We start from the raw sequence: 21,482 nt of genomic DNA on the forward strand, positions 1-21,482 counted from the left end.
GTCACAGGCTCCCGGCTTTGTCGAGGAACAGGCAGGCCGCCAACAGATCGGCAGCGCCACCCGGAGAGGCATTCAGTTGCAGCAAGTGTTCATCCAAAAGGCGCAGTTGCCGGCGCCCGTCCAGCGTGGCGCTGCCACCGGCGTCCAGGACGGCGCGGGCCCCCTGCTGGACCGTGGCCAGCCCTTGTGGCCCGGCGCGCCAAAGCACGCAGGTGTCGGCCAGCGCCGCCATGATCGCCAGCAAGGCATCGAGCCGCGCGTGGGGTTCGCTGGCACCTAAGGCACGGCTGCGCTGCAGCTGTGGCAGGCCATGCGCGATAACCGCTGGGAAGCCCAATTGCGCCTGTTCACGGGCACCGCCGCTGCCATACCGGCGCCTTACCTGGGCACCATGGCTGTCTTCCGAGGTTGCGCCCGGGTCGTCGATCAGCGCGATGCGCCCGGCGCGGGCCGCCACTGCGCACGGGTCAGCGTGGGGACCCAGGGCACGGGACGCCACCAGCAGCCCCAGGGCCCAGATCGCGCCTCGGTGGGTATTCACCCCGCCGGTGGTCGCCAGCATCGCGGCCTCGCCTTCGCGGCCAATGCGGCCTAGCGCAGTGCGCAAGGGCTGGCCGACGCCGCCAATGGCCTCGGCCGCTTCGGCCATCTGCCGCAGGCACGGCCACAGGGCCAGCGCCGACGCATGCATCAACGCTAACGTCATGTCGGTGTGCGCACCGTTGCTGCGGCGGTCTACCAGGCCCGGTTTGGGCGACAGATCGACTTCGTCGATCAGGGCTTCTACTGCCAAATCCGCCAGGTGATCGGCCAGAGGGATTTCGGTTGTCTGTTCAGCCCTCTTCGCGGGCAAGCCCGCTCCCACAGAGCCCCCACTGGCTTTAAGGCCCGTTACATACCGGTAGGAGCGAGCTTGCTCGCGAAGCAGCCCATGCGATTGCAGGTCGAGTACTTTCATCACCAGCTCCTGAACCGTGCGGGTGGGTTGTACAGGCCACCGGACCATTCCACCAGGTCGGCGATGCTGCGCGCAGCCAGCAGCTCACGGCTGGCATCGGTACGGCGGATGCCCAAGTCCTCGGGCAACGCCACCAGGCCCTGCTGGCGCAGGCGCTGGGTGTCTTTGGGGTCATGCCGCAGGCCAATGGCGGTGACACCGGCCACGGCTGCAATCATCTGCTGGCGTTCCTCCAGGCTGCGCGCTTTGTACAGGTAGGCGATGCCTTCTTCGGTGAGTAAGTGGGTAACGTCGTCGCCGTAGATCATCACCGGTGCCAGCGGCATGCCGGCTTTTTTCGCCACTTCGACCGCATCGAGGGTTTCGACGAAGGTGGGCTTGCCGCCCTCCTGGTAGGTCTCGACCATCTGCACCACCAGCTTGCGGCCGCGCTCGAGCATCGTTTCGGGCACGGTCATGTCGAGCCAGGCCGGTGTCGCGTGGCGGCGCCCACGGGGGTCGTGGCCCATGTTGGGCGCACCGCCAAAGCCCGCCAGGCGGCCGCGGGTCACGGTCGAAGAATGGCCGTCGCCATCCACTTGCAACGTGGCGCCGATAAACAGGTCGACGGCGTACTGCCCCGCCAGCTGGCACATCATGCGGTTGGAGCGCAGCGAGCCATCCCGGCCGGTGAAAAACACGTCCGGGCGCTGGGCGATGTAGTCCTCCATGCCCAGTTCAGTACCAAAACAATGCACGCTCTCGACCCAACCCGTTTCGATAGCGGGAATCAGCGTGGGGTGGGGGTTGAGCGTCCAGTTGCGGCAAATTTTGCCTTTCAGGCCCAGGGATTCGCCATAGGTCGGCAAGATCAGCTCGATGGCTGCGGTATTGAACCCGATGCCATGGTTCAGTGACTGCACCTGGTGTTTTTCATAGATGCCACGGATCGCCATCATCGCCATCAGCACATGCACGGGCTTGATGTGGCGTGGGTCGCGGGTGAACAGCGGCTCGATGTAGAACGGCTGGTCGGCGACCACCACGAAGTCGACCCAGGACGCGGGGATATCGACGCGCGGCAGGTCGTCGACCCGCTCCACCAATTGGTTGACCTGGGCAATGACGATGCCGTCACTGAAGGCGGCGGGTTCGACCAGGGCTGGGGTGTCTTCGGTGCTGGGGCCGGTATAGAGGTTGCCATCCCGGTCGGCCATGAAGCCCGCGACCAGAGTCACGTTGGGGATGAGGTCGACCAGCAGCCGGGAGTACAGCTCGATGTAGGTATGGATGGCGCCGACTTCGAGCAGGCCATCTTCCAGCAGTTGCCCGATACGCAGGCTCTGTGGCCCGGCGAACGAGAAGTCGAGCTTGCGGGCGATGCCCCGCTCGAACAGGTCGAGGTGTTCGGCACGGCTGACGCTGGGCATGATCATGTGCAAATCGTGCAGCCGCGCCGGGTCGACCTTGGCCAGTGAGCGGGAGAGAAAATCGGCCTGCTTCTGGTTGTTGCCTTCCAGCACCACCCGGTCGCCGGGGGCGAGTAACAGTTCCAGTGCCTCGACGATATGCGCGGTGGGCAGCACCACGCCGTCGGCGAGGTGGCGGACCCGGTCGAGGCGGCGCTGCTTCTCGGCGCGCCGCCGCGACCATTGCGGCGGTGGATTCTTGGTTGTTGTCATGGTGACTCCACGGGTTCGCTGTCGTGGAGCCACCTTAGGGCGAGGCGTGAGGGTGCATCAATCAAGCTGGTTGGGTGATCGTTACGCTCAGGTTAATGAATTGAGAGTGGCGTGGGCTTGGGGTGTATGGCGTGATATTAGTGGGGGGCGCAGATCGAGCGCTGCAAGGCTAAACCCACACACAGGGCAAAAATGCAAAACACCCCTGCAGATTTGCCGATTGTGCACGACAAACTCGCATGACAGGATCCAGTGATCCTCCAGCGAACTCCAGACTTCACTTGGAAAATCAATAACAAAGCAGGGAGAACGCGATGACCGCGCATGCTTACACTTCGGCAACGGATCATGTCTTGGCTGAAGTCCGCAACCAGATTGGCCACCTGACCCTGAACCGCCCCGCCGGCCTCAATGCCCTGACCCTGGATATGGTGCGCAGCCTGCGCCAGCACTTCGACCAATGGGCAGACGACCCGCAGGTGCGCGCAGTGGTACTGCGTGGTGCGGGCCCTAAAGGGTTTTGCGCCGGTGGCGATATCCGCTCGCTGCACGACAGCTACAAAAACGCAGAACGCCTGCATGAAGACTTTTTCGTCGAGGAATACGCGCTCGACCTGTGCATCCATCATTACCGCAAACCGGTGCTGGTGCTGATGGACGGCTTCACCCTCGGCGGCGGCATGGGCCTGGCTCAAGGCTGTGACCTGCGGGTGGTGACCGAACGCAGCCGGCTGGGCATGCCGGAAGTCGGCATCGGCTATTTCCCGGATGTGGGCGGCAGCTATTTCCTCTCACGCCTCCCTGGCGAGCTGGGCACTTACCTCGGTGTCACTGGCACCCAGATCCAGGCCGCCGACGCCCTGTATTGCGGGCTCGCCGACTGGCACGTGCCCTGCGATAAACTCACCGCACTCGACCAGGGCCTGGACCGCCTGACCTTTGGCGACCACCCGCTCAAGGACCTGCAAGGCCTGCTGGCCAAGCTCGGCACTCAGGTGCTGGATGACGCGCCGCTGGAGAAGCTGCGCCCGGTCATCGACCACTTTTTTGCCCTCCCCGACCTGCCAGCGATCATCGAGCAACTGCGCACCGTCAGCATCGGCGACAGCCACCCATGGGCCCTGGCAACCGCCGACCAGCTGGAAAGCCGCTCGCCACTGGCCATGGCGGTTACGCTGGAAATGCTGCGCCGCGGTCGCCACCTGGCACTTGAGGCGTGCTTTGCCATGGAGCTGCACCTGGACCGCCAGTGGTTCCAGTACGGCGACATCATCGAGGGCGTGCGTGCCCTGATCATCGACAAGGACAAGCAGCCCCGCTGGAACCCGCCCACCCTGGCCGAGCTTGAGCGCCAGCGGGTCGACCAATTCTTCGAAGGCCTGTGAGCCCGGGAGTACACAGATGCAAGACCTGGAACTGAGCGAAGAGCAGATCATGATCCGCGACATGGCCCGGGACTTTTCCCGTGGCGAAATCGCGCCCCATGCCCAGGCCTGGGAAAAAGCCGGCTGGATCGATGATGGCGTGGTCCGCAAGATGGGCGAGCTGGGGCTGCTCGGCATGGTGGTGCCTGAAGCCTTTGGCGGCAGCTACACCGATTACGTCGCCTACGCCCTGGCCGTGGAAGAAATCGCCGCTGGCTGCGGCGCCACCGGGGCGATGATGAGCATTCATAACTCGGTAGGCTGCGGTCCGTTGCTGGCGTATGGCACAGCCGAACAGCAACAGGCTTGGTTACCACGCCTGGCCACGGGCGAGGTGATTGGCTGCTTCTGCCTGACCGAACCCCAAGCCGGCTCCGAGGCGCACAACCTGCGCACCCGAGCCGAACGCGTGGGGGGCGAATGGGTGATCAATGGGTCCAAGCAGTTTGTCAGCAATGCTCGCCGAGCGGGCCTGGCGATCGTCTTCGCGGTGACCGACCCGGAACTGGGCAAGAAAGGCCTGTCGGCCTTCCTGGTACCCACTGACAACCCTGGCTTCAAGGTTGACCGCAGCGAGCACAAGATGGGCATTCGCGCCTCGGATACCTGCGCGGTGACCTTCGACAACTGCCGCATCCCGGCCGCCAATATGCTCGGTGAGCGCGGCAAGGGCTTGGCCATCGCCTTGTCCAACCTCGAAGGTGGGCGTATCGGCATTGCCGCGCAGGCATTGGGTATCGCCCGCGCCGCGTTCGAAGCCGCGCTGGTCTACTCCCGTGATCGGGTGCAATTCGGCAAGCCGATCAACGAACACCAGAGCATCGCCAACCTGCTGGCCGACATGCAGGTACAGGTGAATGCCGCACGCCTGCTGATCCTGCATGCGGCCCGCTTGCGCAGTGCCGGCAAGCCGTGCCTGTCGGAGGCTTCGCAGGCCAAGCTGTTCGCGTCGGAAATGGCCGAGCGGGTATGTTCCATGGCCATCCAGGTGCATGGTGGCTATGGCTACCTGGAGGATTACCCGGTGGAACGCTATTACCGCGACGCACGAATCACGCAGATCTACGAAGGCTCGAGCGAGATCCAGCGGATGCTGATTGCGCGGGAGTTCAAGCACTATCCGCTGTAGCGGGTCGCCAAACCTGTGGGCGCCGGCAAGCCAGTCCACAGGTTCCTGCTAAATCAGCCCGTTTCAGCGCCAATACCGCTCATCATCCACTATCCGCGCATGGGCCTCGAACAGCGCGGGTAGCTGTTCCTTGAGGTAGTCGATCCAGGTACGCACCTTGGCATCCAGGTAGTGCCGCGACGGGTAGATCGCGTACAGCGCACACTCGCGCAGGCGATACGGGGCCAGCAGCCGGCGCAAACGCCCCTGCTCGATGGCCTGGCTGGCGGTATAGAACGGCAACAGCCCGATGCCCATGCCCAACTCGCTGGCCAGCAGCATGGCGTCGGCCACGTTGGTCAGGAAGCTGTCTCGCGGCGCGATCACGCACTGATCGACGCCTTGCGGGAATACCCAGTCGCCTTCATACATCGGATACGCCATGCGCAGGCAACGATGATCATGCAGGTCTTCCGGCCGCTCGGGTACCCCAAAGGTTTCCAGGTAGCTGGGCGCGGCACAGGGGATGCTGAAGATGTCGCCCAAGGGCACTGCGATCAATTGCGAGTCCGGCAAGGCCCCGTCCACGGTGATCACCACGTCATGCCCTTCAGCCAGCGGGTCAGGGTTGCGTTGGGACAGGGTCAATTCGACCACCACCTCCGGGCACAGCGCGTTGTAGCCTGCCACCAGCGGCATCAGCAGCAAGCCCAGGCCGTGCGGGCAATGCAGGCGCAAGCGGCCACGGGGCGTGAGGTGCGCGCCGCGCGCTTCGCCGACGGCTTCTTCGGTCAACAACATGATTTGCCGGGCGCGCTCAAGAAAACGCTCGCCCGCCTCGCTCATGCGCAAACGGCGCGTGGTGCGGTGCAGCAGACGAGTCTGTAGCTGGTTTTCAAGCTCGGCAACGATGCGCGACACCTGCGCCGCTGAAATATCCAGGGCATTGGCAGCCGCCGCAAAGCTGCCGCACTCCACCACCCGGGTGAAGGTACGCATGGCATGCAGCATGTCCATGAGGAATGGGCTCCTTGTTCAATCTTATTCTTACGTTCAAGGCAGGAATCTATCACGGGTTAGCCCATTTATTGTGGATCACCAATGAATACATCATTGGTAAAACATCGAAAAAGGAACCTGCCATGAAACGTTCGATCGCTGTGCTTGCCGTTACCGCTGCCCTCGCCTCGTTCGGCGCCTTGGCTGACGCGGGCACTAACCAGCCTGTTGCCAGCAGCAACTACGAATACGGCATGCCGCTGGATGTGGCCAAAGTCATCTCCATCACCCCAGCCAGCAATGCAGCCGATTGCCAGGTTGGCACCGCGCACATGGTCTATGTCGACCATCAAGGCCACACCCGCGAAATCAACTACCGGGAAATGGGCAACTGCTCGCAGCAGTGAGTCAGGCCAATACCTGGTTGATCCAGGTGATTTGCCGGGCGAAATCGTCGCGCTTTTCCTGTGGGATTGCATCCCGGGCGCGTTCGAAGTTGGCCAACGTCTGCTGCTTCTGACGCAACATGCGCTGCCATTTGGTCATGAACGCTGGGCTTTTCTCGCGCATCAACAGTGGACCGAAGTACAGTTCTTCGGCGGTATACGCCACTGCCTCACACGGTTCGGCGACGATGATTTCGTAGTCGAAGCGGTTCTCCCGCAGCAACTCTTCGCTGACGATGCGATAGCCATTGGTCATTAGCCAGCCCCGTAGCGCGCACTCGCCGCCATTGGGTTGCAGGATCAGGCGCTCGGTGCCGTTCAAGCGATGCTTGCCGCGTTCCAGAATTTCGCACAGGGTGTCGCCGCCCATGCCGCAGAGGCTGACGGCAGAGATCCGGTCGTTTATTTCGATCGCCTCCAGCCCATCGGCCAGGCGAATGGTGATGCGTGCTTCCAAGCCATTGCGGCGCACATTGCGCTGAGCGGAGGCAAAGGGCGTCTGCGCCACTTCACCGGCCACGCCCGCTTCGATAGTGCCGCGCAGCATCAACGCTACCGGCAAGTAACCGTGGTCCGAGCCGATATCGGCCAGGCGCGCGCCGTGTGGCACATGCGCCGCCACGCGCTCCAGGCGCATGGAGAGTGTCTGTTCGTTCAACGTAAGCCCCTTGCTCGACAACCGGGCGCGATTCTGACGATCAGGGCGCGGCATTACAATGCGTAAAAGCCGAATGGCCCGGTTGCGGCAAGGGCAGCGGCTATTTACGCGCCTCCAGGATCAGGTTGAACGGTGTCTGCGTCGCACGCCGGAACCGGGTGAACCCCGCCTCTTCGAACACAGCCCGCAGCCGTGCCTCCCCGGCCTGGGCACCCAACCCCAACCCCACCTCCTGAGACAGCGAGTTCGGCGTGCAGATAAACGTCGACGCTGCGTAGAACAAGCGCCCAACCGGCGTCAGGTTGCCCTCCAGCGAGTCTTCGGCATACGGTTCCACCAGCATCACCGTGCCGTCAGCCTTCAAGGCACGGTAGGCATGGCGCGCCGCGCCCACTGGGTCACCCATGTCGTGCAGGCAATCGAAGAAACACACCAGGTCATGGTCGTGGCCGGGGTAGTCCTTAGCGGTAGCCTGCTGGAAATGCACCCGCGCGCCCAACCCCGCCTCTTCGGCGCGCTGGTTGGCGGTGGCGATGGATGGCCCGTGATAGTCGTAGCCGACAAAGGTCGATGCAGGAAACGCCTGGGCCATGACCAACGTCGAGGCGCCATGGCCACAGCCCACATCGGCCACCTTGGCGCCCGCTTGCAGTTTCGCCACTACCCCGTCCAGCGCCGGCAGCCACTCGGCCACCAGAAACGTCCGATAACCCGGCCGGAAGAACCGCTCGGTGCCGCTGAACATGCACGGGTGGTGGTCGCCCCACGCTAATCCGCCGTCGCCACGCATGGCCGCAACCAGCTTGTCTTTGTCGTGAAACAGCGCCGCCACCACTGCGGCGCCACCGGCCATGTAGGCCGGCGAGTCCTCCAGCGCCAGGGCCATGGCCTGTTCTTCGGGCAGCACGAAACTGCCCTTGTCATGCACCATGTAGCCCGACGCCGCCTGGGCATTGAGCCATTCGCGCACCAGGCGCGGGTGGCAACCGGTCTTGGCCGCGAGCGCGTCGGGGGTGGTCGGCAGGCTGTCGGCCATCGCCCGGTACAGCCCGAGCTCGTCGCCCAGAATGACATTGGCCAGGGTCGCCGCAGCGCCCATGTCACCCACCAGCTTGCCCATGAATTCGTGAAGCCGTGCCTCGTCCATGACCTGCCCTCCTCTGCAAGAAGGCCACCGTCGACGAGGGAAGTCCGGGTCCGAGGGGGCGGTGGTCCGGTGATTAATTCGCTCACCACGACATTCGCCGTGATGTGCTGTGTAAGTGTAGATGGACACCATTCAGCCAAGCGCAGCACTGCAGAGTGCGCGCGTTTTTTGTAGGAGCAGCCTTGTGCTGCGAAGAGGCCCGTGCGGCAACAACATCCTCAATAGCCAGACCGGCCCTTTCGCAGCACAAGGCTGCTCCTACAGCGCATTCGGCCTGTTTACGGTACTGACGGTGGATTCAGCTGCAGCACCTCATTGGTATACGTCCACTCCTGCTGCACCCTGTCCGGGTGCTCGTTCAGGCGAATGCCGTAAGACGGCACGATCTGCTTGATCTTCGCTTGCCACTGCGGCGAGGCCACCTTGTCCTTGAACACCTTGTTCAACACATCCAGCATGATCGGCGGCGCGGTCGAGGCACCCGGTGAGGCCCCAAGCAGGCCGGCGATGCTGCCGTCCTTGGACGTGACCACTTCGGTACCCAGCTTGAGCACCCCACCCTGGGCCTCGTCCTTCTTGATGATCTGCACCCGCTGGCCGGCTTGCCACAGGCGCCAGTCTTCCTTCTTGGCCTCGGGGAAGTAGGTGCGCAGCGCTTCGAAGCGGTCATCGTCCGACTGCAAAACCTGACCGACCAGGTATTGCACCAGATCGAACTCACGTACCCCTACCCTCACCATCGGCCAGGCGTTGTGAACACTGGCGCTGGCGAACAGGTCGAGCAACGAGCCCTGCTTGAGGAACTTGGTCGAGAAGGTTGCAAATGGCCCGAACAGGATCATGCGCTTGCCATCGAGGACACGGGTGTCCAGGTGCGGTACCGACATCGGCGGCGCGCCGGTCGCCGCAATGCCATAGGCCTTGGCCATGTGGCGCTGGGCAATGGCCGGGTTATCGGTGACCAGGAACGAACCACCGACCGGGAAGCCGGCATAGTCCTTGGCTTCATCGATGCCGGACTTCTGCAACAGGGGCAGCGCCGCGCCGCCGGCGCCGATGAACAGGAACTTGGCATCGGTGGCCGCCTGGCTGCCATCTTTCAGGTTCTTGTACTCGACATGCCAGGAGCCGTCGTCGTTGCGGGTGATGTCCTGTACCTCGCTCGACAGCTTGAGGTCGAAGTTAGGCCGAGTCTGCAGGTATCCCACATACTGCCGAGTGATCTCGCCAAAGTTGACGTCGGTACCGATCGGCGTCCAGGTCACGGCCAATTTCTGATTGGGGTCGCGGCCCTCCATCATCAAGGGCACCCATTTGCGGATCTGTTCGTGGTCTTCGGAATACTGCATGGGCTTGAACAGCGGGCTGGCTTGCAACGCCTCATAACGCTTCTTCAGGAAGCGAATGTTGTCGTCGCCCCAGACGAAGCTCATGTGCGGCGTGGTGTTGATAAAGGAATGGGGGTTCTTCAACACGCCCTGCTTGACCTGCCAGGCAAGGAATTGGCGGGTGATCTGGAAGGACTCGTTGATCTCCACGGCCTTGCTGATGTCGATCTTGCCATCTTTTTCTGGCGTGTAGTTCAGCTCTGCCAAGGCCGAGTGGCCGGTACCGGCGTTGTTCCAGCCGTTGGAGCTTTCTTCGGCCACCTTGTCCAGGCGCTCGACCATCTCCATCGACCAGCCGGGCTCCAGCTCGTTGAGCCAGATAGCCAGGGTCGAACTCATGATGCCGCCGCCCACCAGCAGTACATCGACCTTTTTGGTTTCAGCGGCCTGGGCGTTGAGCATGACTGCGCCCAACCCCATGGCCAGCGCCAGGCCGGCCAGCGCCCGCTTCGCTTCGATCGTGATTTTCATGTCCTCTCCCGCGCGCCTCGTTGCTGTCCGTAAGTCCAGCACAAGCTTAGCTGACGGATTTACTCGGGCATTGATCCACGGCCTTCATCGATGGGGCTTGCAATCAGGGCATTCTCAAAATACTGTATGAATATTCAGTATTTCGAGTCAGCCGCCATGCAACTCATCGCCAAACTCGGCATTCTTGCCGACGCCGCCAAGTACGATGCTTCTTGCGCCAGCAGCGGTGCACCCAAGCGTAGTTCGCGCGGCAGCGAAGGCCTGGGTGCCACCGATGGCATGGGCATTTGCCACAGCTATACCCCGGACGGGCGCTGCGTATCGCTGCTCAAGGTGCTGCTGACCAACTTCTGCCTCTACGATTGCCAGTACTGCGTCAACCGGCGCTCCAGCAACGTGCCGCGGGCGCGCTTTACTCCAGAAGAGGTGGTGCGCCTGACCCTCGACTTCTACCGGCGCAACTGCATCAGCGGCCTGTTTCTCAGTTCGGGCATCATCCGCTCGGCCGACTACACCATGGAGCAATTGATCCGCGTGGCACGCCTGCTGCGCGAGGAGCACAACTTCCGCGGCTACATCCACCTCAAGACCATCCCCGATGCCGACCCGCTGCTGATCGAAGAAGCCGGGCGCCTGGCCGACCGCCTGAGCGTCAACATCGAGTTACCGACCGACGCCAGCCTCAAGCGCCTGGCCCCTGAGAAACACGCGCACACCATCCGCCAGGCCATGGCGGTCATCCACCACGGCCAGCAAGCCGTGGCCAACGAACCCAAGGCGCCGCGCTTTACCCCGGCCGGGCAAAGCACCCAGGTCATCGTCGGCGCAGACGCCACCGACGACAGCACCCTGCTGCGCAATGCCGAGTCCTTGTACCAAGGCTACGGCCTCAAGCGGGTGTACTACTCGGCTTTCAGCCCGATCCCCGACAGCCCCGACAGTGTGCCCCTGGCAGCGCCGCCGCTGCTGCGGGAACACCGCCTGTACCAAGCCGACTTCCTGCTGCGTGGCTATGGCTACAAGGCCGGCGAACTGCTGGCGCAAAGCGGCAACCTGGCACTGGACATCGACCCGAAGCTTGCGTGGGCGCTGGCCAACCGTGAGGTCTTCCCGCTGGATGTGAACCGCGCCGAGCCAGCCCTGCTGGCACGCATCCCGGGCATCGGCCTGCGCAGCGTGCAGCGTTTGGTAGCGCTGCGACGAGAGCGGCGCATCCGCTACGACGACCTGATTCAACTGCGCTGCGTGCTGGACAAAGCGCGCCCATTCATCGTCACCAGTGACTACCGCCCAGCCCAGGCCGAGCTGCGCAGCGGCCTGCTGCGCGAACGCCTGCGCGAACCCCAGGCACCGGTGCAAATGGGGTTATGGGGATGATCGCGCTCGACTGCGATGACAGCTTCGCCACCTGGCGTGACCAAGCCCGAACGCTGCTCGGCCATGGCATTGACCCAGCCGACGTCACCTGGTCACAAGGCCCGATCGATGATCTGCTGGCCATCCCTGCACCGCTGCCCCAAGGCCCCGGCCCGTTTCGCGGCAAAGTGCCGGCAGCGCTACTGAGCCAGCTGGAGCAGGCAGCCTGCTACCGCGGCGAGCAACGCTGGAACCTGCTGTACGAAGTGCTCTGGCGCGTGGCCCATGGTGACCGCACCGCGATGCTGGCCGGCGATCGCCTGGGCAGCGAATTGCACCGGCGCATCAAACAGGTCAGCCGTGAAGCCCATCACCTGCATGCCTTTGTACGCTTCGTGCCGCTACCCGAAGCGTTGGCGCAGCAGCTGCAACTGGACCTGGTCGCCTACTACGAACCCGCCCACGATATCCTGCACAGGGCCAGTGCGCATTTCGCCGACCGCCTGGGCCGGCAACGCTGGTTGATCGCCACCCCTGCCGACGCTATCCGCTTCGACGGCCAGGCCTTCGACTACCGGCGCACCTGCCCTGACGAGTGGCGGCAATGGGCACGCAATGCCGACGACCCCGGCGCCGAGCTGTGGCGCACCTACTATCGCCACACCTTCAACCCCGCCCGCCTCAACCCGGACGCGTTGCGCCTGCACATGCCGGGGCGGTTCTGGCGGCATTTGCCGGAAGGGATGCTGATACCCCAGCTCGAAGGCCTGGCGCGCCAGGGTAAGCAGCGGGATGGGCAGGCGCTGGAGGTGGCTGCGCAGCGCGGTAAGCAAATAAACGAGAACGGCCAGAGAATACCGAAATCCTCTGACCGATAACGGGCAAGCAAGATCCCGCCCCAGCACTCAGCCAAACAGCCTGGCAACACACCCCAGCTTCTTCTTGTACGACCGCCGCGCCTCCAACGCCTGCTCCAGGCTCACCGGCAAAAACCGCGCCTGCTGATTAGGCTGCATCTGCCCGACCAGGTCCAGGTCGGCACTGATCACGGTGCCGATCATGGCATACCCGCCTCCGGACACCGCATCGCGGTGCAGAATGATCGGCTCCAGCCCCGCCGGCACCTGGATCGAGCCGATCGGGTAGCAGCTGTCGACGATGTTCGAGGGGTCCGAGCCGGCGCCAAACGGCTGCTCACGCGGCTGGAAACTCAATGGGCTGCCGCCTTTGTAGCGGTAGCCGATTCGGTCTGCCTCGGAGCCGACGGTCCACGCCTCGGTGAAAAAGCGCTGCGCTGCTGCGTCGGTCAGGCGATGGAAATACAAGCCTGGGACCACCCGCAACACCACTTCGCCACCCAGCGACTGTCGCAACGCCATCGGCAGGCTTGCGCCGGCGCGGGTCTTGCCGCTGGGCACACCGACTGGCAGCACATCGCCTGCCAGCAACTTTCGCCCATGGTGCCCACCCAAGGCCCCCAGCGCGTAGGTCGATCGGCTGCCGAGCACCTCGGGCACATCGATACCGCCGGCGACGGCCAGGTACGCCCGGGCACCCGCCGTGGGGAAACCGAAGCGCAACACCTGCCCTGCCCTGACCGCGAACGCGGTGTCGGGGCGCTGCTCACGGCCGTCGAGCAATGCCGGCATCTGCGCGCCGCACACTGCCACCAGCGCATCCTGCTGGAACTCAAGTTCTGGGCCCACCAGCGCGCATTCAAGCCCCGCGGCGCCTGCCGGGTTGCCGACCAGATGGTTGGCTGCGCTCAAAGCGTACTGGTCAAGCGCCCCGGAAGGCGGAATGCCCAGGTGGTAATACCCCTCGCGACCGAGGTCCTGTACCGAGGTTGCCAGGCCGGGTTTGAGTACCTTGATCATGCCAGCACCTCCTGCAGCGTCTTGGGGTAGCCGACTGGGTCGGCGAGGAAGGCATCCAGGGAGAACGCCACCGGACGAATGCGCAGGTTGAAGCAACCGTCTTCCACATCCGCCACCGCCTGGTCATAGGCGCGGCGGTCGATCGGCTTGAACTGCACGATGTCACCCGGGCGGAAGAACACCATGTGCGCCTTGAGGTAGGCCAGCGTCTGCTGCGGGTCGTAGATCGGTGCCGGGGTGACGCCAAACATCTGGTAGCCCCCCGCCCCGCGCACCGAGTAGATGCAACCGAAGCACCCGCCATGGCCGAGGGTCAGCTTGGGCGTGTCGGTGCGTGGGCGCAGGTACTTGGGCACCTGCAGTTGCCGCTCGCGCTCGACCATCTGGAACATGAACGGCAGGCCGGCGACGAAGCCGACCATCGACACGAACCAGGGTGCGCCGCTGTGGGCGGCGATGAACGCCTCGACATCGGCCAGGCCGTTGACCCGCGCCGCATATTCAAGGTCGGTGCTGCTCGGGTCCTGGTGGCGATCGCGAAAACGCATCAGGGTTTCGTGGGTCCAGGGGTCGTTGTACAGCACCGGGATTTCGATGATGCGGGTGTGCAACGAGCGCTCGGCCACCGCCTCTGCCTCGGCGCCGCGTACGGCTTCGAGCAGGGCCTCGGGGGCAATACGGTCAGGGTCGAAGCGGATCTGGAACGACGCGTTGGCCAGGCACACGTCGAGGACGCCCTCCAGGCCAAGCCGCTCCACCGCGCGGGTGACGGCCATGCCTTTGAAAAAGGCCTCCAGCGACATGCTGTCACTGACTTCGGCAAACAGGTGCTCGTCGGCACCGAAGCTGTAGCGGATCGGGGTAGAAGCAACCGGCTCGGCCATGACTGTTCCTTTTCTTGGAATCTTTATAGAAAGGCAGGCGAAATCAAATCGATGCAGCGGCCCCGGCCTAGGTGCGCCAGGTGCCGGTAAAACTCAGCGTGGCGCACGCACCTCGATACCGGCCTGATCCAGCGCCTTGCGCGTTGCCTCGACCAGGTCGAGTGCGCCGGGGGTATCGCTGTGCAGGCAGATGGAATCGAACGTGATGGCCAGGTCCTGCCCCTCGACCGTGCGCACCAGGCCTTGCTGGCAAGCGCGCAGCACGCGCTCGGCGACGGCCTCGGGTTGGTAGCCGCGCACGTTGCGGGTGAACACGATGGAGCCGCTCATATCGTACTCGCGGTCGGCATAGAACTCGCGCACCACCGGCTGGCCAAGTTCTTCGGCAATACGGCAGATCACCGAGCCTGGCATGCAGTACAACAACAATTGCGGCTCGACCACGCGCAGGTTCTGCACCAGCAGCCGGGCTGCCACCTCATCGCGCGCCAGGTGCATGTACAACGCGCCGTGGGGCTTGATGTGCTGCAAGGTCACACCTTGCGCACGGGCGATTTCACGCAGCGCACCCAGCTGGTAGAGGATGTCGTCGACCAACTCCTGGGCGGTGGCATTGATGTGCCGGCGGCCGAAACCGACCAGGTCACGAAAGCCTGGGTGTGCACCGACGCCCACGCCCAGCGCCTTGGCCCGCTCGACGGTGCGGCGCATGGTGCCGGGGTCGCCGGCATGGAAGCCGGTGGCGATGTTGGCCGAGCTGATAAAAGCCATCAGCTCGTTGTCGACGCCATCACCGATGGTCCACGGGCCGAAGCCCTCACCCATGTCCGAATTGAAATCCACCACCTGCATGAACGTATCTCCTGGCACTTGTGACTGCATGCAAGCCACGTTAGATTTTCCACACCCCCTTGGGAAGATCTATAAACAGATAGGGTGTCTTCTGAAAATCAGATACACCGGGAGCCAACCGTGTCATTGACCCTGCGCCAGGTCCGCTACTTCGTCGCCACTGCCGAGATCGGCCAGATTTCACAGGCGGCGATCCACCTGAACATTTCCCAGTCGGCGGTGACCACTGCAATCAAGGAACTCGAGGCGATGCTCGGCGTGCTGCTGTTCCAGCGCTCGGCCCAAGGCATGAGCCTGACCGAGGCGGGCCGGCACTTTCTGAACCGCGCCTACGTGATTTTGCGCAGCGTCGACGATGCGCTGAACAGCCCGCTGCCAGACGTGCGCGCCAGCGGCCTGCTGCGCCTGGCGGCGAGCTATACGGTGATTGGCTACTTCTTGCCACACCACCTGCAACGCCTCGAACACTGGCACCCGGACGTGACCTTGGAAGTGCATGAGCAGGAGCGCAGCGCGATCGAGCAAGGGCTGCTGGAGGGGCGCTTCGACATGGCCGTGGTGCTCACCGCCAACCTCACCCACCCGGATATCGTCTCGGAAACCCTGTTCAACTCCGAGCGCCGGCTGTGGCTGCCCGGTCACCACCCGCTGTGCGAGCGCTCGGCGGTGAGCCTGGCCGATGTGGCCAGCGAACCGTTCATTCTGCTGACCGTGGACGAAGCCGAACAAAGTGCCATGCGTTACTGGGAGCAGGCCGGGCAGCGGCCCAGCGTGCGCGTGCGGACCAGCTCGGTGGAGGCCGTGCGCAGCATGGTTGCCAATGGCAGCGGCGTGGCGATCCTCTCCGATCTGGTGCACAGGCCATGGTCGCTGGAAGGCAAGCGGATCGAGACAGTGACCATCAGCGACCCGGTCACGCCGATGAGCGTGGGCCTGGCCTGGCATCGCGAGCGGGCGTTCAGCCCGGCGATGCAGGCGTTGCGCAACTACTTTCATGGTGCATTTTTGGCACCGCAGCAGTTGTCGGCGCGGCGGTGAACCGCTGGGTTGCCGACCTCACGGAATACGCGTCCCCGGGGCTGCTTCGCAGCCCTTTCGCGACGCAAGGCCGCTCCTACACACAAAACGTGCAGGAGACGTAGACCTGATCCGAACGTTCCGCCTGCAACGTCGTCATAACTGTGGCCGGTGCCGACACGCAGAGAGGACGCGAGATGACCCAACCCGACCCGTCATACATCAAGTGGCTCGAGGACCGTTCCATGCTCAAGGCCTCCCAGGAACGGGCTCGCCTGTATTCGGGGCAATCGCGCCTGTGGCAGAACCCCTACGCCGAAGCCCAGCCCCGCCGCGCCACTGAAATCGCCTCGGTGTGGCTCACGGTCTACCCCGACGCCATTATTGCCCCGGAGGGCGGCTCGGTGCTGGCGGCCTTGGCCCACGAGGCGCTGTGGAAGCGTTTGTCGGAAATTGGCATACAAGGCGTGCACACTGGCCCGATCAAACAGTCCGGCGGCGTGCGTGGCCGCGAGTTCACCCCCAGCGTGGACGGTAACTTCGACCGCATCAGCTTCGACATCGACCCGCTCTACGGCAGCGAGCAGGACTTGATCCAGATGAGCCGCATGGCCGCTGCGCACAACGCTGTGACCATCGATGACCTGATCCCTTCGCACACCGGCAAAGGTGCCGACTTCCGCCTGGCTGAGCTGGCACACGGGGCCTACCCTGGGCTCTACCACATGGTCGAAGTGCGCGAGGAAGACTGGCCGCTGCTGCCCGAGGTGCCGGCAGGCCGTGATGCGGTCAACCTGTTGCCGGCTGTGTGCGACGAGCTCAAGGCCCGCCACTACATCGTCGGCCAGTTGCAGCGGGTGATCTTCTTCGAGCCTGGGGTCAAGGAGACCGACTGGAGCGTCACCCCGCCCATCACCGGCGTCGATGGCAAGACCCGGCGCTGGGTGTACCTGCACTACTTCAAGGAAGGGCAGCCGTCGCTCAATTGGCTCGACCCAACCTTCGCCGCCCAGCAGATGATCATCGGGGATGCCCTGCATGCGCTGGACTGCCTGGGCGCGCGTGGCCTGCGCCTGGATGCCAATGGTTTTCTCGGGGTGGAAACGCGGCTCCAGGGCACCGCTTGGTCCGAAAGCCACCCGCTGTCGATCGTCGGCAACCAGTTGATTGGCGGCATGATTCGCAAGGCGGGCGGGTTCAGCTTTCAGGAGCTTAACCTGACAATCGACGACATTGCCCAGATGTCCACGGGCGGCGCCGATCTGTCCTATGACTTCATCACCCGCCCCGCCTACCAGCATGCATTGCTGACCGGCGACACCGAGTTCCTGCGCCTGATGCTCAAGGAAATGCACGCGTTTGGCATCGACCCGGCTTCCTTGATCCACGCCCTGCAAAACCATGACGAGCTGACCGTCGAACTGGTGCACTTCTGGACCCTGCATGCCCACGACATGTACCTGTTCAAGGGCCAAACCTTGCCTGGCAATATCTTGCGCGAGCACATTCGCGAAGAAATCTATGAGCGTTTGTCTGGCGAACATGCCCCCTACAACTTGCGCTTCGTCACCAATGGCATCAGTTGCACCACCGCCAGCCTGATCACCGCCGCGCTGGGTATCCGCGACCTTGCGCAGATCGACGCAGCGGATATCGAGCGCATCCAGAAAATCCACCTGCTGCTGGTGATGTACAACGCCATGCAGCCCGGTGTGGTCGCACTGTCCGGCTGGGACCTGGTCGGCGCCCTGCCCTTGCCTGCCGAGGCGGTGGCCGAACGGATGCTCGATGGCGACACCCGCTGGATCCACCGTGGCGGCTACGACCTGGCCGGGCTCGCCCCCGACGCTGAGGCGTCGGTGCGCGGCATGCCCCGGGCGCGGGCGCTCTACGGCAGCCTCGACAGCCAGCTCGAGAACAGCGACTCGTTCGCCAGCAAGGTGAAAAAACTGCTGGCCGTGCGCCAGGCCTATGGCATCGCCACCAGCCGCCAAGTGCTGGTGCCCGAGGTCAGTAGCCCTGGTTTGCTGGTGATGGTGCACGAGCTGCCAGCGGGGCGCGGCATCCAGATCAGCGCACTGAACTTTGGCCAGACGGTCATTGCCGAGGAGCTGCTCTTGACCGGCTTCACACCGGGAACGGTGGTGGACATGATCAACGAGACGGTCGAGGGGGATTTGACCGAAGATGGGCGCTTGATGGTCAACCTGGAGCCGTACGAGGCGCTGTGCCTGCGCATCGTGAACAGCAGCGGGCATGTGTGAGGGGCAGCGGCCGCCTTGCTTTTACCGTTTCAGAGGCATAGCTTCCGGGGGACTTCATTTTCCCGTGCCCAGGAGCAATTTCCATGTACACCGGCATCGTCCAGGCCGTTCGCCCGCTGCTTGCTGTGACCCCTTACCCAGGCCACCGGCAGTTCACGGTCGACCTCACCCCTGAACTGCTCGACGACCTCAAGATCGGCGCCAGCGTCAGTGTCGAGGGCACGTGCCTGTCAGTCACCGAGATCGACGGCACCCAGGTGAAGTTCGACGCCATGAATGCCACCCTCGAACGCACCAACCTGCGCTGCCTGACGGCCGGCCAAAGCGTGAACATCGAGCGCTCGGCGAAGATGAACGCCGAGGTTGGCGGCCACCTGATGGCCGGGCACATCGCCACCACCGCCGAGATCGTCGAACAGGTGATCGAAGAGACCGGTGCGTTCATCCGTTTCCGCATGCCAGCGCAATGGGCTAAGTACGTATTCCCCCGCGGCTTCCTGGGGGTCAACGGTTGCAGCCTGACCGTCGCCGATGTCGATGACAACGTCATCACCATCAACCTGATCCCCGAAACCTTGCGCCAGACCACCTTCGCCCATTACAAGGCCGGCGAGCTGCTCAACATCGAAGTGGACCACCAGACCATGGTGCTGGTCGATGTGATCGAGCGAACGCTCAAGGGCACGCTGGCCCGCGAAACGCTGCTGCGCTGAGCATGCTGCCCAACGTACTGCCCGCCCGCAACGCACGACGGCTGAAGCTGCAGGCCCTGCGCGGTCGCGTGGGCCTGGGGCTGGTCGCCGCGCTGTCGGTACTGGCCGGCATGACGGATGCTATCGGCCTGCTGGCGCTGGGTGATTTCGTGTCGTTCATGAGTGGCAACACCACCCGTCTGGCAGTGGCCATCAGCGAGGCGGACCTGGCCATGGTGCTGCGCCTTAGTGGCGCGGTGCTCGGCTTTGTCGCAGGCAATGCCCTGGGCGTGATACTGGCCCGGGCCTGCCGACGCCGCGCCTGGCCGGTGCTGCTGGTGGTCGCCGTACTGCTTGGCATGGCGGCGGCCTGGCCCCTGCCCGCCACCTTTCCGGCGCTGCTGGCAGCGACGCTGGCGATGGGCATGATCAATGCCGTGGTTGAACAAGTGAATGGCCTGCCGATCGGCCTGACCTATGTGACCGGCGCCCTGTCCCGCTTCGGCCGCGGCTTGGGGCGCTGGTTGCTGGGCGAACGGCGCAATGGCTGGCGGGTACAGCTGGTGCCTTGGGCTGGCATGCTGCTGGGCGCCGCACTGGGCGCCTGGCTTGAGCACCAACTGGGCCTGCAGGCGCTGGCAGGCAGTTGCGCGCTGGCGTGCCTGCTGGCCCTGGTGACACGGTTCATTCCACGCTCTTGGCAACGCGGCTACATGCCGCGTTAATCAAACGCTGCGGGTAGCGCCGAAAAACCCTCGGCCCGCCCCTTAATCGATGCGCGGGTGTTGCTGCACCAGCAATTTGCGCTTGGCCTCAAGCTCGGCGATCTGCGTGTCGATGTCCTCGATCTTCTGCTCGATATTGTCGTGGTGCTCCTGCAACAGCTCGCGCGCTTCATCGATGTCCGACGCGGCAGGCGCTGCGCCGCGCAGCGGCTTGTTGGCGGTCTCTTTCATGGTCAAGCCCGTGATCAGGCCGATGGCCGCGATCACCATCAGGTAGTACGCCGGCATGTACAGGTTGCCGGTGCTTTCCACCAGCCAGGCCGCCAAGGTCGGGGTAAGCCCCGCGATCAGCACCGAGATGTTGAAGGCACTGGCCAACGCGCTGTAGCGGATATGCGTGGGGAACATCGCCGGCAATGTCGACGCCATCACGCCGATGAAGAAGTTCAGCAGCACGGCAATGATCAACAGCCCGGCAAAGATCAGCCCGAGCGCGCCGCTGTTGATCAGCATGAAGGCCGGGATGGCCAGCGCGAACAGGCCGACACTGCCGACCATGATGAAAGGCCGGCGGCCGAACTTGTCGCTGAGCAGGCCGATGATCGGTTGCACGAACAGCATGCCGACCATGATCGCGATGATGATCAGCACCCCGTGGTCTTCGCTGTAATGCAGGTTGTGCGACAGGTAGCTGGGCATGTAGGTGAGCAGCATGTAGTACGTGACGTTGGTGGCGATCACCACGCCAATGCAAGTCACCAGGCTGCGCCAGTGTTGGGTGGCGACTTCCTTGAACGACACCTTGGGGCCGGAGGCCAGGCCTTCGCGGTCGCCCTGCTCAAGCTTCTCGACGTGTTGCTGGAACGCCGGTGTTTCTTCCAGCGCATGGCGCAGGTACAGACCAATGATGCCCAGCGGCAGGGCCAGGAAGAACGGCAGGCGCCAGCCCCACTCAAGGAACTTCTCCTCGCCCAGCACGGTGGAAATCAACACCACCACGCCTGCGCCGAGCACAAAGCCTGCGATCGAGCCGAAATCCAGCCAGCTGCCGAGGAAGCCGCGTTTGCGGTCGGGTGCGTACTCGGCAACGAAAATCGACGCCCCGGTGTATTCACCGCCCACCGAAAAGCCCTGGGCCATCTTGGCCAGCAACAGCAGGATGGGCGCCCAGATGCCGATAGTGGCGTAAGACGGTATGAGGCCGATGGCAAAGGTGCTCAACGACATGATCACGATGGTCGCGGCGAGAATCTTCTGCCGGCCGAACTTGTCGCCCAGGGCACCGAAGAACAACCCACCCAGCGGGCGAATCAGAAACGGTACCGAGAACGTCGCCAGGGCGGCGATCATTTGCACACTGGGGTCGGCGTTGGGGAAGAACACCTTGCCGAGCGCGTAAGCGACGAAGCCATAAACGCCGAAGTCGAACCACTCCATGGCGTTGCCCAGTGCGGCAGCGGTGATCGCTTTGCGCATCTTGGCGTCGTCGACGATGGTGATATCTTTCAAGCCAATTGGCTTGACGCTTTTCTTGCGAGATTTCATGCCCATTTCC

At 63.8% G+C, this 21,482-nt stretch carries 19 protein-coding genes; 9 read left to right on the forward strand and 10 right to left on the reverse strand.

Annotated elements, in window-relative coordinates:
- Position 1 precedes the first annotated feature (1 nt).
- Both D886_RS0108400 and mdcA read right to left on the reverse strand, forming a co-directional pair.
- Positions 2 to 958: a triphosphoribosyl-dephospho-CoA synthase gene (locus tag D886_RS0108400; RefSeq protein ID WP_027593485.1), complete on the reverse strand. Its 957-nt coding sequence runs from the start codon at positions 956 to 958 to the stop codon at positions 2 to 4.
- Positions 958 to 2,619, reverse strand: coding sequence for a malonate decarboxylase subunit alpha (gene mdcA, locus D886_RS0108405; RefSeq protein WP_027593486.1), 1,662 nt, complete (start codon positions 2,617 to 2,619; stop codon positions 958 to 960). The genes D886_RS0108400 and mdcA overlap by 1 nt, the downstream gene beginning before the upstream one ends.
- A gap of 314 nt (positions 2,620 to 2,933) precedes the next feature.
- Between mdcA and D886_RS0108410 the strand changes: the two genes are divergently transcribed.
- Both D886_RS0108410 and D886_RS0108415 read left to right on the forward strand, forming a co-directional pair.
- Positions 2,934 to 4,004: an enoyl-CoA hydratase/isomerase family protein gene (locus D886_RS0108410; protein ID WP_027593487.1), complete on the forward strand. Its 1,071-nt coding sequence runs from the start codon at positions 2,934 to 2,936 to the stop codon at positions 4,002 to 4,004.
- A 16-nt stretch (positions 4,005 to 4,020) separates the two neighbouring features.
- Positions 4,021 to 5,172 carry an acyl-CoA dehydrogenase family protein gene (locus tag D886_RS0108415; protein WP_027593488.1) on the forward strand — a complete coding sequence of 384 codons (1,152 nt, stop codon included), beginning with the start codon at positions 4,021 to 4,023 and terminating at the stop codon, positions 5,170 to 5,172.
- 63 nt (positions 5,173 to 5,235) lie between these two features.
- On the opposite strand, the gene D886_RS0108420 is transcribed toward D886_RS0108415, so the two are convergent.
- Positions 5,236 to 6,168: a LysR family transcriptional regulator gene (locus tag D886_RS0108420; RefSeq protein ID WP_027593489.1), complete on the reverse strand. Its 933-nt coding sequence runs from the start codon at positions 6,166 to 6,168 to the stop codon at positions 5,236 to 5,238.
- Positions 6,169 to 6,293: 125 nt separating this feature from the next.
- Here D886_RS0108420 and D886_RS0108425 point away from each other — a divergent pair, with 125 nt between their 5' ends.
- The gene (locus tag D886_RS0108425; RefSeq protein ID WP_027593490.1) at positions 6,294 to 6,557 is read left to right on the forward strand and encodes a DUF2790 domain-containing protein; all 264 of its coding nucleotides are present in this window, start codon (positions 6,294 to 6,296) and stop codon (positions 6,555 to 6,557) included.
- 1 nt (position 6,558) lies between these two features.
- Here the strand turns inward: D886_RS0108425 and D886_RS0108430 are convergent, their stop codons facing one another.
- The 3 genes from D886_RS0108430 to mqo all read right to left on the reverse strand — a co-directional run bounded on the left by D886_RS0108430 (position 6,559) and on the right by mqo (position 10,260).
- The gene (locus D886_RS0108430) at positions 6,559 to 7,254 is read right to left on the reverse strand and encodes a tRNA (adenine(22)-N(1))-methyltransferase TrmK (RefSeq protein WP_027593491.1); all 696 of its coding nucleotides are present in this window, start codon (positions 7,252 to 7,254) and stop codon (positions 6,559 to 6,561) included.
- Between the two features lie 100 nt (positions 7,255 to 7,354).
- Complete coding sequence (locus D886_RS0108435; RefSeq protein ID WP_027593492.1) at positions 7,355 to 8,401, reverse strand: class I SAM-dependent methyltransferase; 1,047 nt, start codon at positions 8,399 to 8,401, stop codon at positions 7,355 to 7,357.
- 278 nt (positions 8,402 to 8,679) lie between these two features.
- The gene (gene mqo / locus D886_RS0108440) at positions 8,680 to 10,260 is read right to left on the reverse strand and encodes a malate dehydrogenase (quinone) (RefSeq protein ID WP_027593493.1); all 1,581 of its coding nucleotides are present in this window, start codon (positions 10,258 to 10,260) and stop codon (positions 8,680 to 8,682) included.
- Positions 10,261 to 10,416: 156 nt separating this feature from the next.
- Between mqo and D886_RS0108445 the strand changes: the two genes are divergently transcribed.
- Positions 10,417 to 11,637: a putative DNA modification/repair radical SAM protein gene (locus tag D886_RS0108445; RefSeq protein WP_027593494.1), complete on the forward strand. Its 1,221-nt coding sequence runs from the start codon at positions 10,417 to 10,419 to the stop codon at positions 11,635 to 11,637.
- Positions 11,628 to 12,494 carry a TIGR03915 family putative DNA repair protein gene (locus D886_RS0108450; RefSeq protein ID WP_027593495.1) on the forward strand — a complete coding sequence of 289 codons (867 nt, stop codon included), beginning with the start codon at positions 11,628 to 11,630 and terminating at the stop codon, positions 12,492 to 12,494. The genes D886_RS0108445 and D886_RS0108450 overlap by 10 nt, the downstream gene beginning before the upstream one ends.
- A 27-nt stretch (positions 12,495 to 12,521) precedes the next feature.
- Here D886_RS0108450 and D886_RS0108455 read toward each other — a convergent pair whose 3' ends face one another.
- The 3 genes from D886_RS0108455 to D886_RS0108465 all read right to left on the reverse strand — a co-directional run bounded on the left by D886_RS0108455 (position 12,522) and on the right by D886_RS0108465 (position 15,229).
- Positions 12,522 to 13,493, reverse strand: a complete 972-nt coding sequence (locus D886_RS0108455) for a biotin-dependent carboxyltransferase family protein (RefSeq protein ID WP_027593496.1) — start codon at positions 13,491 to 13,493, stop codon at positions 12,522 to 12,524.
- Positions 13,490 to 14,377 carry an allophanate hydrolase subunit 1 gene (locus tag D886_RS0108460; protein ID WP_027593497.1) on the reverse strand — a complete coding sequence of 296 codons (888 nt, stop codon included), beginning with the start codon at positions 14,375 to 14,377 and terminating at the stop codon, positions 13,490 to 13,492. The genes D886_RS0108455 and D886_RS0108460 overlap by 4 nt, the downstream gene beginning before the upstream one ends.
- Before the next feature lie 93 nt (positions 14,378 to 14,470).
- On the reverse strand, positions 14,471 to 15,229 hold the full coding sequence (locus D886_RS0108465) for a 5-oxoprolinase subunit PxpA (RefSeq protein WP_027593498.1): 759 nt from the start codon (positions 15,227 to 15,229) through the stop codon (positions 14,471 to 14,473).
- A 120-nt stretch (positions 15,230 to 15,349) separates the two neighbouring features.
- Here D886_RS0108465 and D886_RS0108470 point away from each other — a divergent pair, with 120 nt between their 5' ends.
- From D886_RS0108470 to D886_RS0108485, 4 genes are all read left to right on the forward strand, one after another.
- Positions 15,350 to 16,267: a LysR family transcriptional regulator gene (locus tag D886_RS0108470; protein ID WP_027593499.1), complete on the forward strand. Its 918-nt coding sequence runs from the start codon at positions 15,350 to 15,352 to the stop codon at positions 16,265 to 16,267.
- 176 nt (positions 16,268 to 16,443) lie between these two features.
- Positions 16,444 to 18,510 carry a maltose alpha-D-glucosyltransferase gene (gene treS / locus D886_RS0108475; RefSeq protein WP_027593500.1) on the forward strand — a complete coding sequence of 689 codons (2,067 nt, stop codon included), beginning with the start codon at positions 16,444 to 16,446 and terminating at the stop codon, positions 18,508 to 18,510.
- Between the two features lie 83 nt (positions 18,511 to 18,593).
- Positions 18,594 to 19,223: a riboflavin synthase gene (locus tag D886_RS0108480; protein ID WP_027593501.1), complete on the forward strand. Its 630-nt coding sequence runs from the start codon at positions 18,594 to 18,596 to the stop codon at positions 19,221 to 19,223.
- 2 nt (positions 19,224 to 19,225) lie between these two features.
- Entirely contained in the window at positions 19,226 to 19,927 is a 702-nt protein-coding gene (locus D886_RS0108485; protein ID WP_027593502.1) for a YoaK family protein, read from the forward strand.
- 42 nt (positions 19,928 to 19,969) lie between these two features.
- On the opposite strand, the gene proP is transcribed toward D886_RS0108485, so the two are convergent.
- Positions 19,970 to 21,472, reverse strand: a complete 1,503-nt coding sequence (gene proP / locus D886_RS0108490) for a glycine betaine/L-proline transporter ProP (protein ID WP_027593503.1) — start codon at positions 21,470 to 21,472, stop codon at positions 19,970 to 19,972.
- Positions 21,473 to 21,482: the final 10 nt, after the last annotated feature.

The organism is Pseudomonas sp. LAIL14HWK12:I7, assembly GCF_000483465.1.
Lineage (GTDB): Bacteria > Pseudomonadota > Gammaproteobacteria > Pseudomonadales > Pseudomonadaceae > Aquipseudomonas > Aquipseudomonas kermanshahensis.

Coding starts and splice junctions, on each gene's coding strand:
- D886_RS0108400 (WP_027593485.1), bottom strand. CDS start 958: ATGAAAGTACTCGACCTGCAATCGCATGGGCTGCTTCGCGAGCAAGCT.
- mdcA (WP_027593486.1), bottom strand. CDS start 2,619: ATGACAACAACCAAGAATCCACCGCCGCAATGGTCGCGGCGGCGCGCC.
- D886_RS0108410 (WP_027593487.1), top strand. CDS start 2,934: ATGACCGCGCATGCTTACACTTCGGCAACGGATCATGTCTTGGCTGAA.
- D886_RS0108415 (WP_027593488.1), top strand. CDS start 4,021: ATGCAAGACCTGGAACTGAGCGAAGAGCAGATCATGATCCGCGACATG.
- D886_RS0108420 (WP_027593489.1), bottom strand. CDS start 6,168: ATGGACATGCTGCATGCCATGCGTACCTTCACCCGGGTGGTGGAGTGC.
- D886_RS0108425 (WP_027593490.1), top strand. CDS start 6,294: ATGAAACGTTCGATCGCTGTGCTTGCCGTTACCGCTGCCCTCGCCTCG.
- D886_RS0108435 (WP_027593492.1), bottom strand. CDS start 8,401: ATGGACGAGGCACGGCTTCACGAATTCATGGGCAAGCTGGTGGGTGAC.
- mqo (WP_027593493.1), bottom strand. CDS start 10,260: ATGAAAATCACGATCGAAGCGAAGCGGGCGCTGGCCGGCCTGGCGCTG.
- D886_RS0108445 (WP_027593494.1), top strand. CDS start 10,417: ATGCAACTCATCGCCAAACTCGGCATTCTTGCCGACGCCGCCAAGTAC.
- D886_RS0108450 (WP_027593495.1), top strand. CDS start 11,628: ATGGGGATGATCGCGCTCGACTGCGATGACAGCTTCGCCACCTGGCGT.
- D886_RS0108455 (WP_027593496.1), bottom strand. CDS start 13,493: ATGATCAAGGTACTCAAACCCGGCCTGGCAACCTCGGTACAGGACCTC.
- D886_RS0108460 (WP_027593497.1), bottom strand. CDS start 14,377: ATGGCCGAGCCGGTTGCTTCTACCCCGATCCGCTACAGCTTCGGTGCC.
- D886_RS0108465 (WP_027593498.1), bottom strand. CDS start 15,229: ATGCAGGTGGTGGATTTCAATTCGGACATGGGTGAGGGCTTCGGCCCG.
- treS (WP_027593500.1), top strand. CDS start 16,444: ATGACCCAACCCGACCCGTCATACATCAAGTGGCTCGAGGACCGTTCC.
- D886_RS0108480 (WP_027593501.1), top strand. CDS start 18,594: ATGTACACCGGCATCGTCCAGGCCGTTCGCCCGCTGCTTGCTGTGACC.
- D886_RS0108485 (WP_027593502.1), top strand. CDS start 19,226: ATGCTGCCCAACGTACTGCCCGCCCGCAACGCACGACGGCTGAAGCTG.
- proP (WP_027593503.1), bottom strand. CDS start 21,472: ATGAAATCTCGCAAGAAAAGCGTCAAGCCAATTGGCTTGAAAGATATC.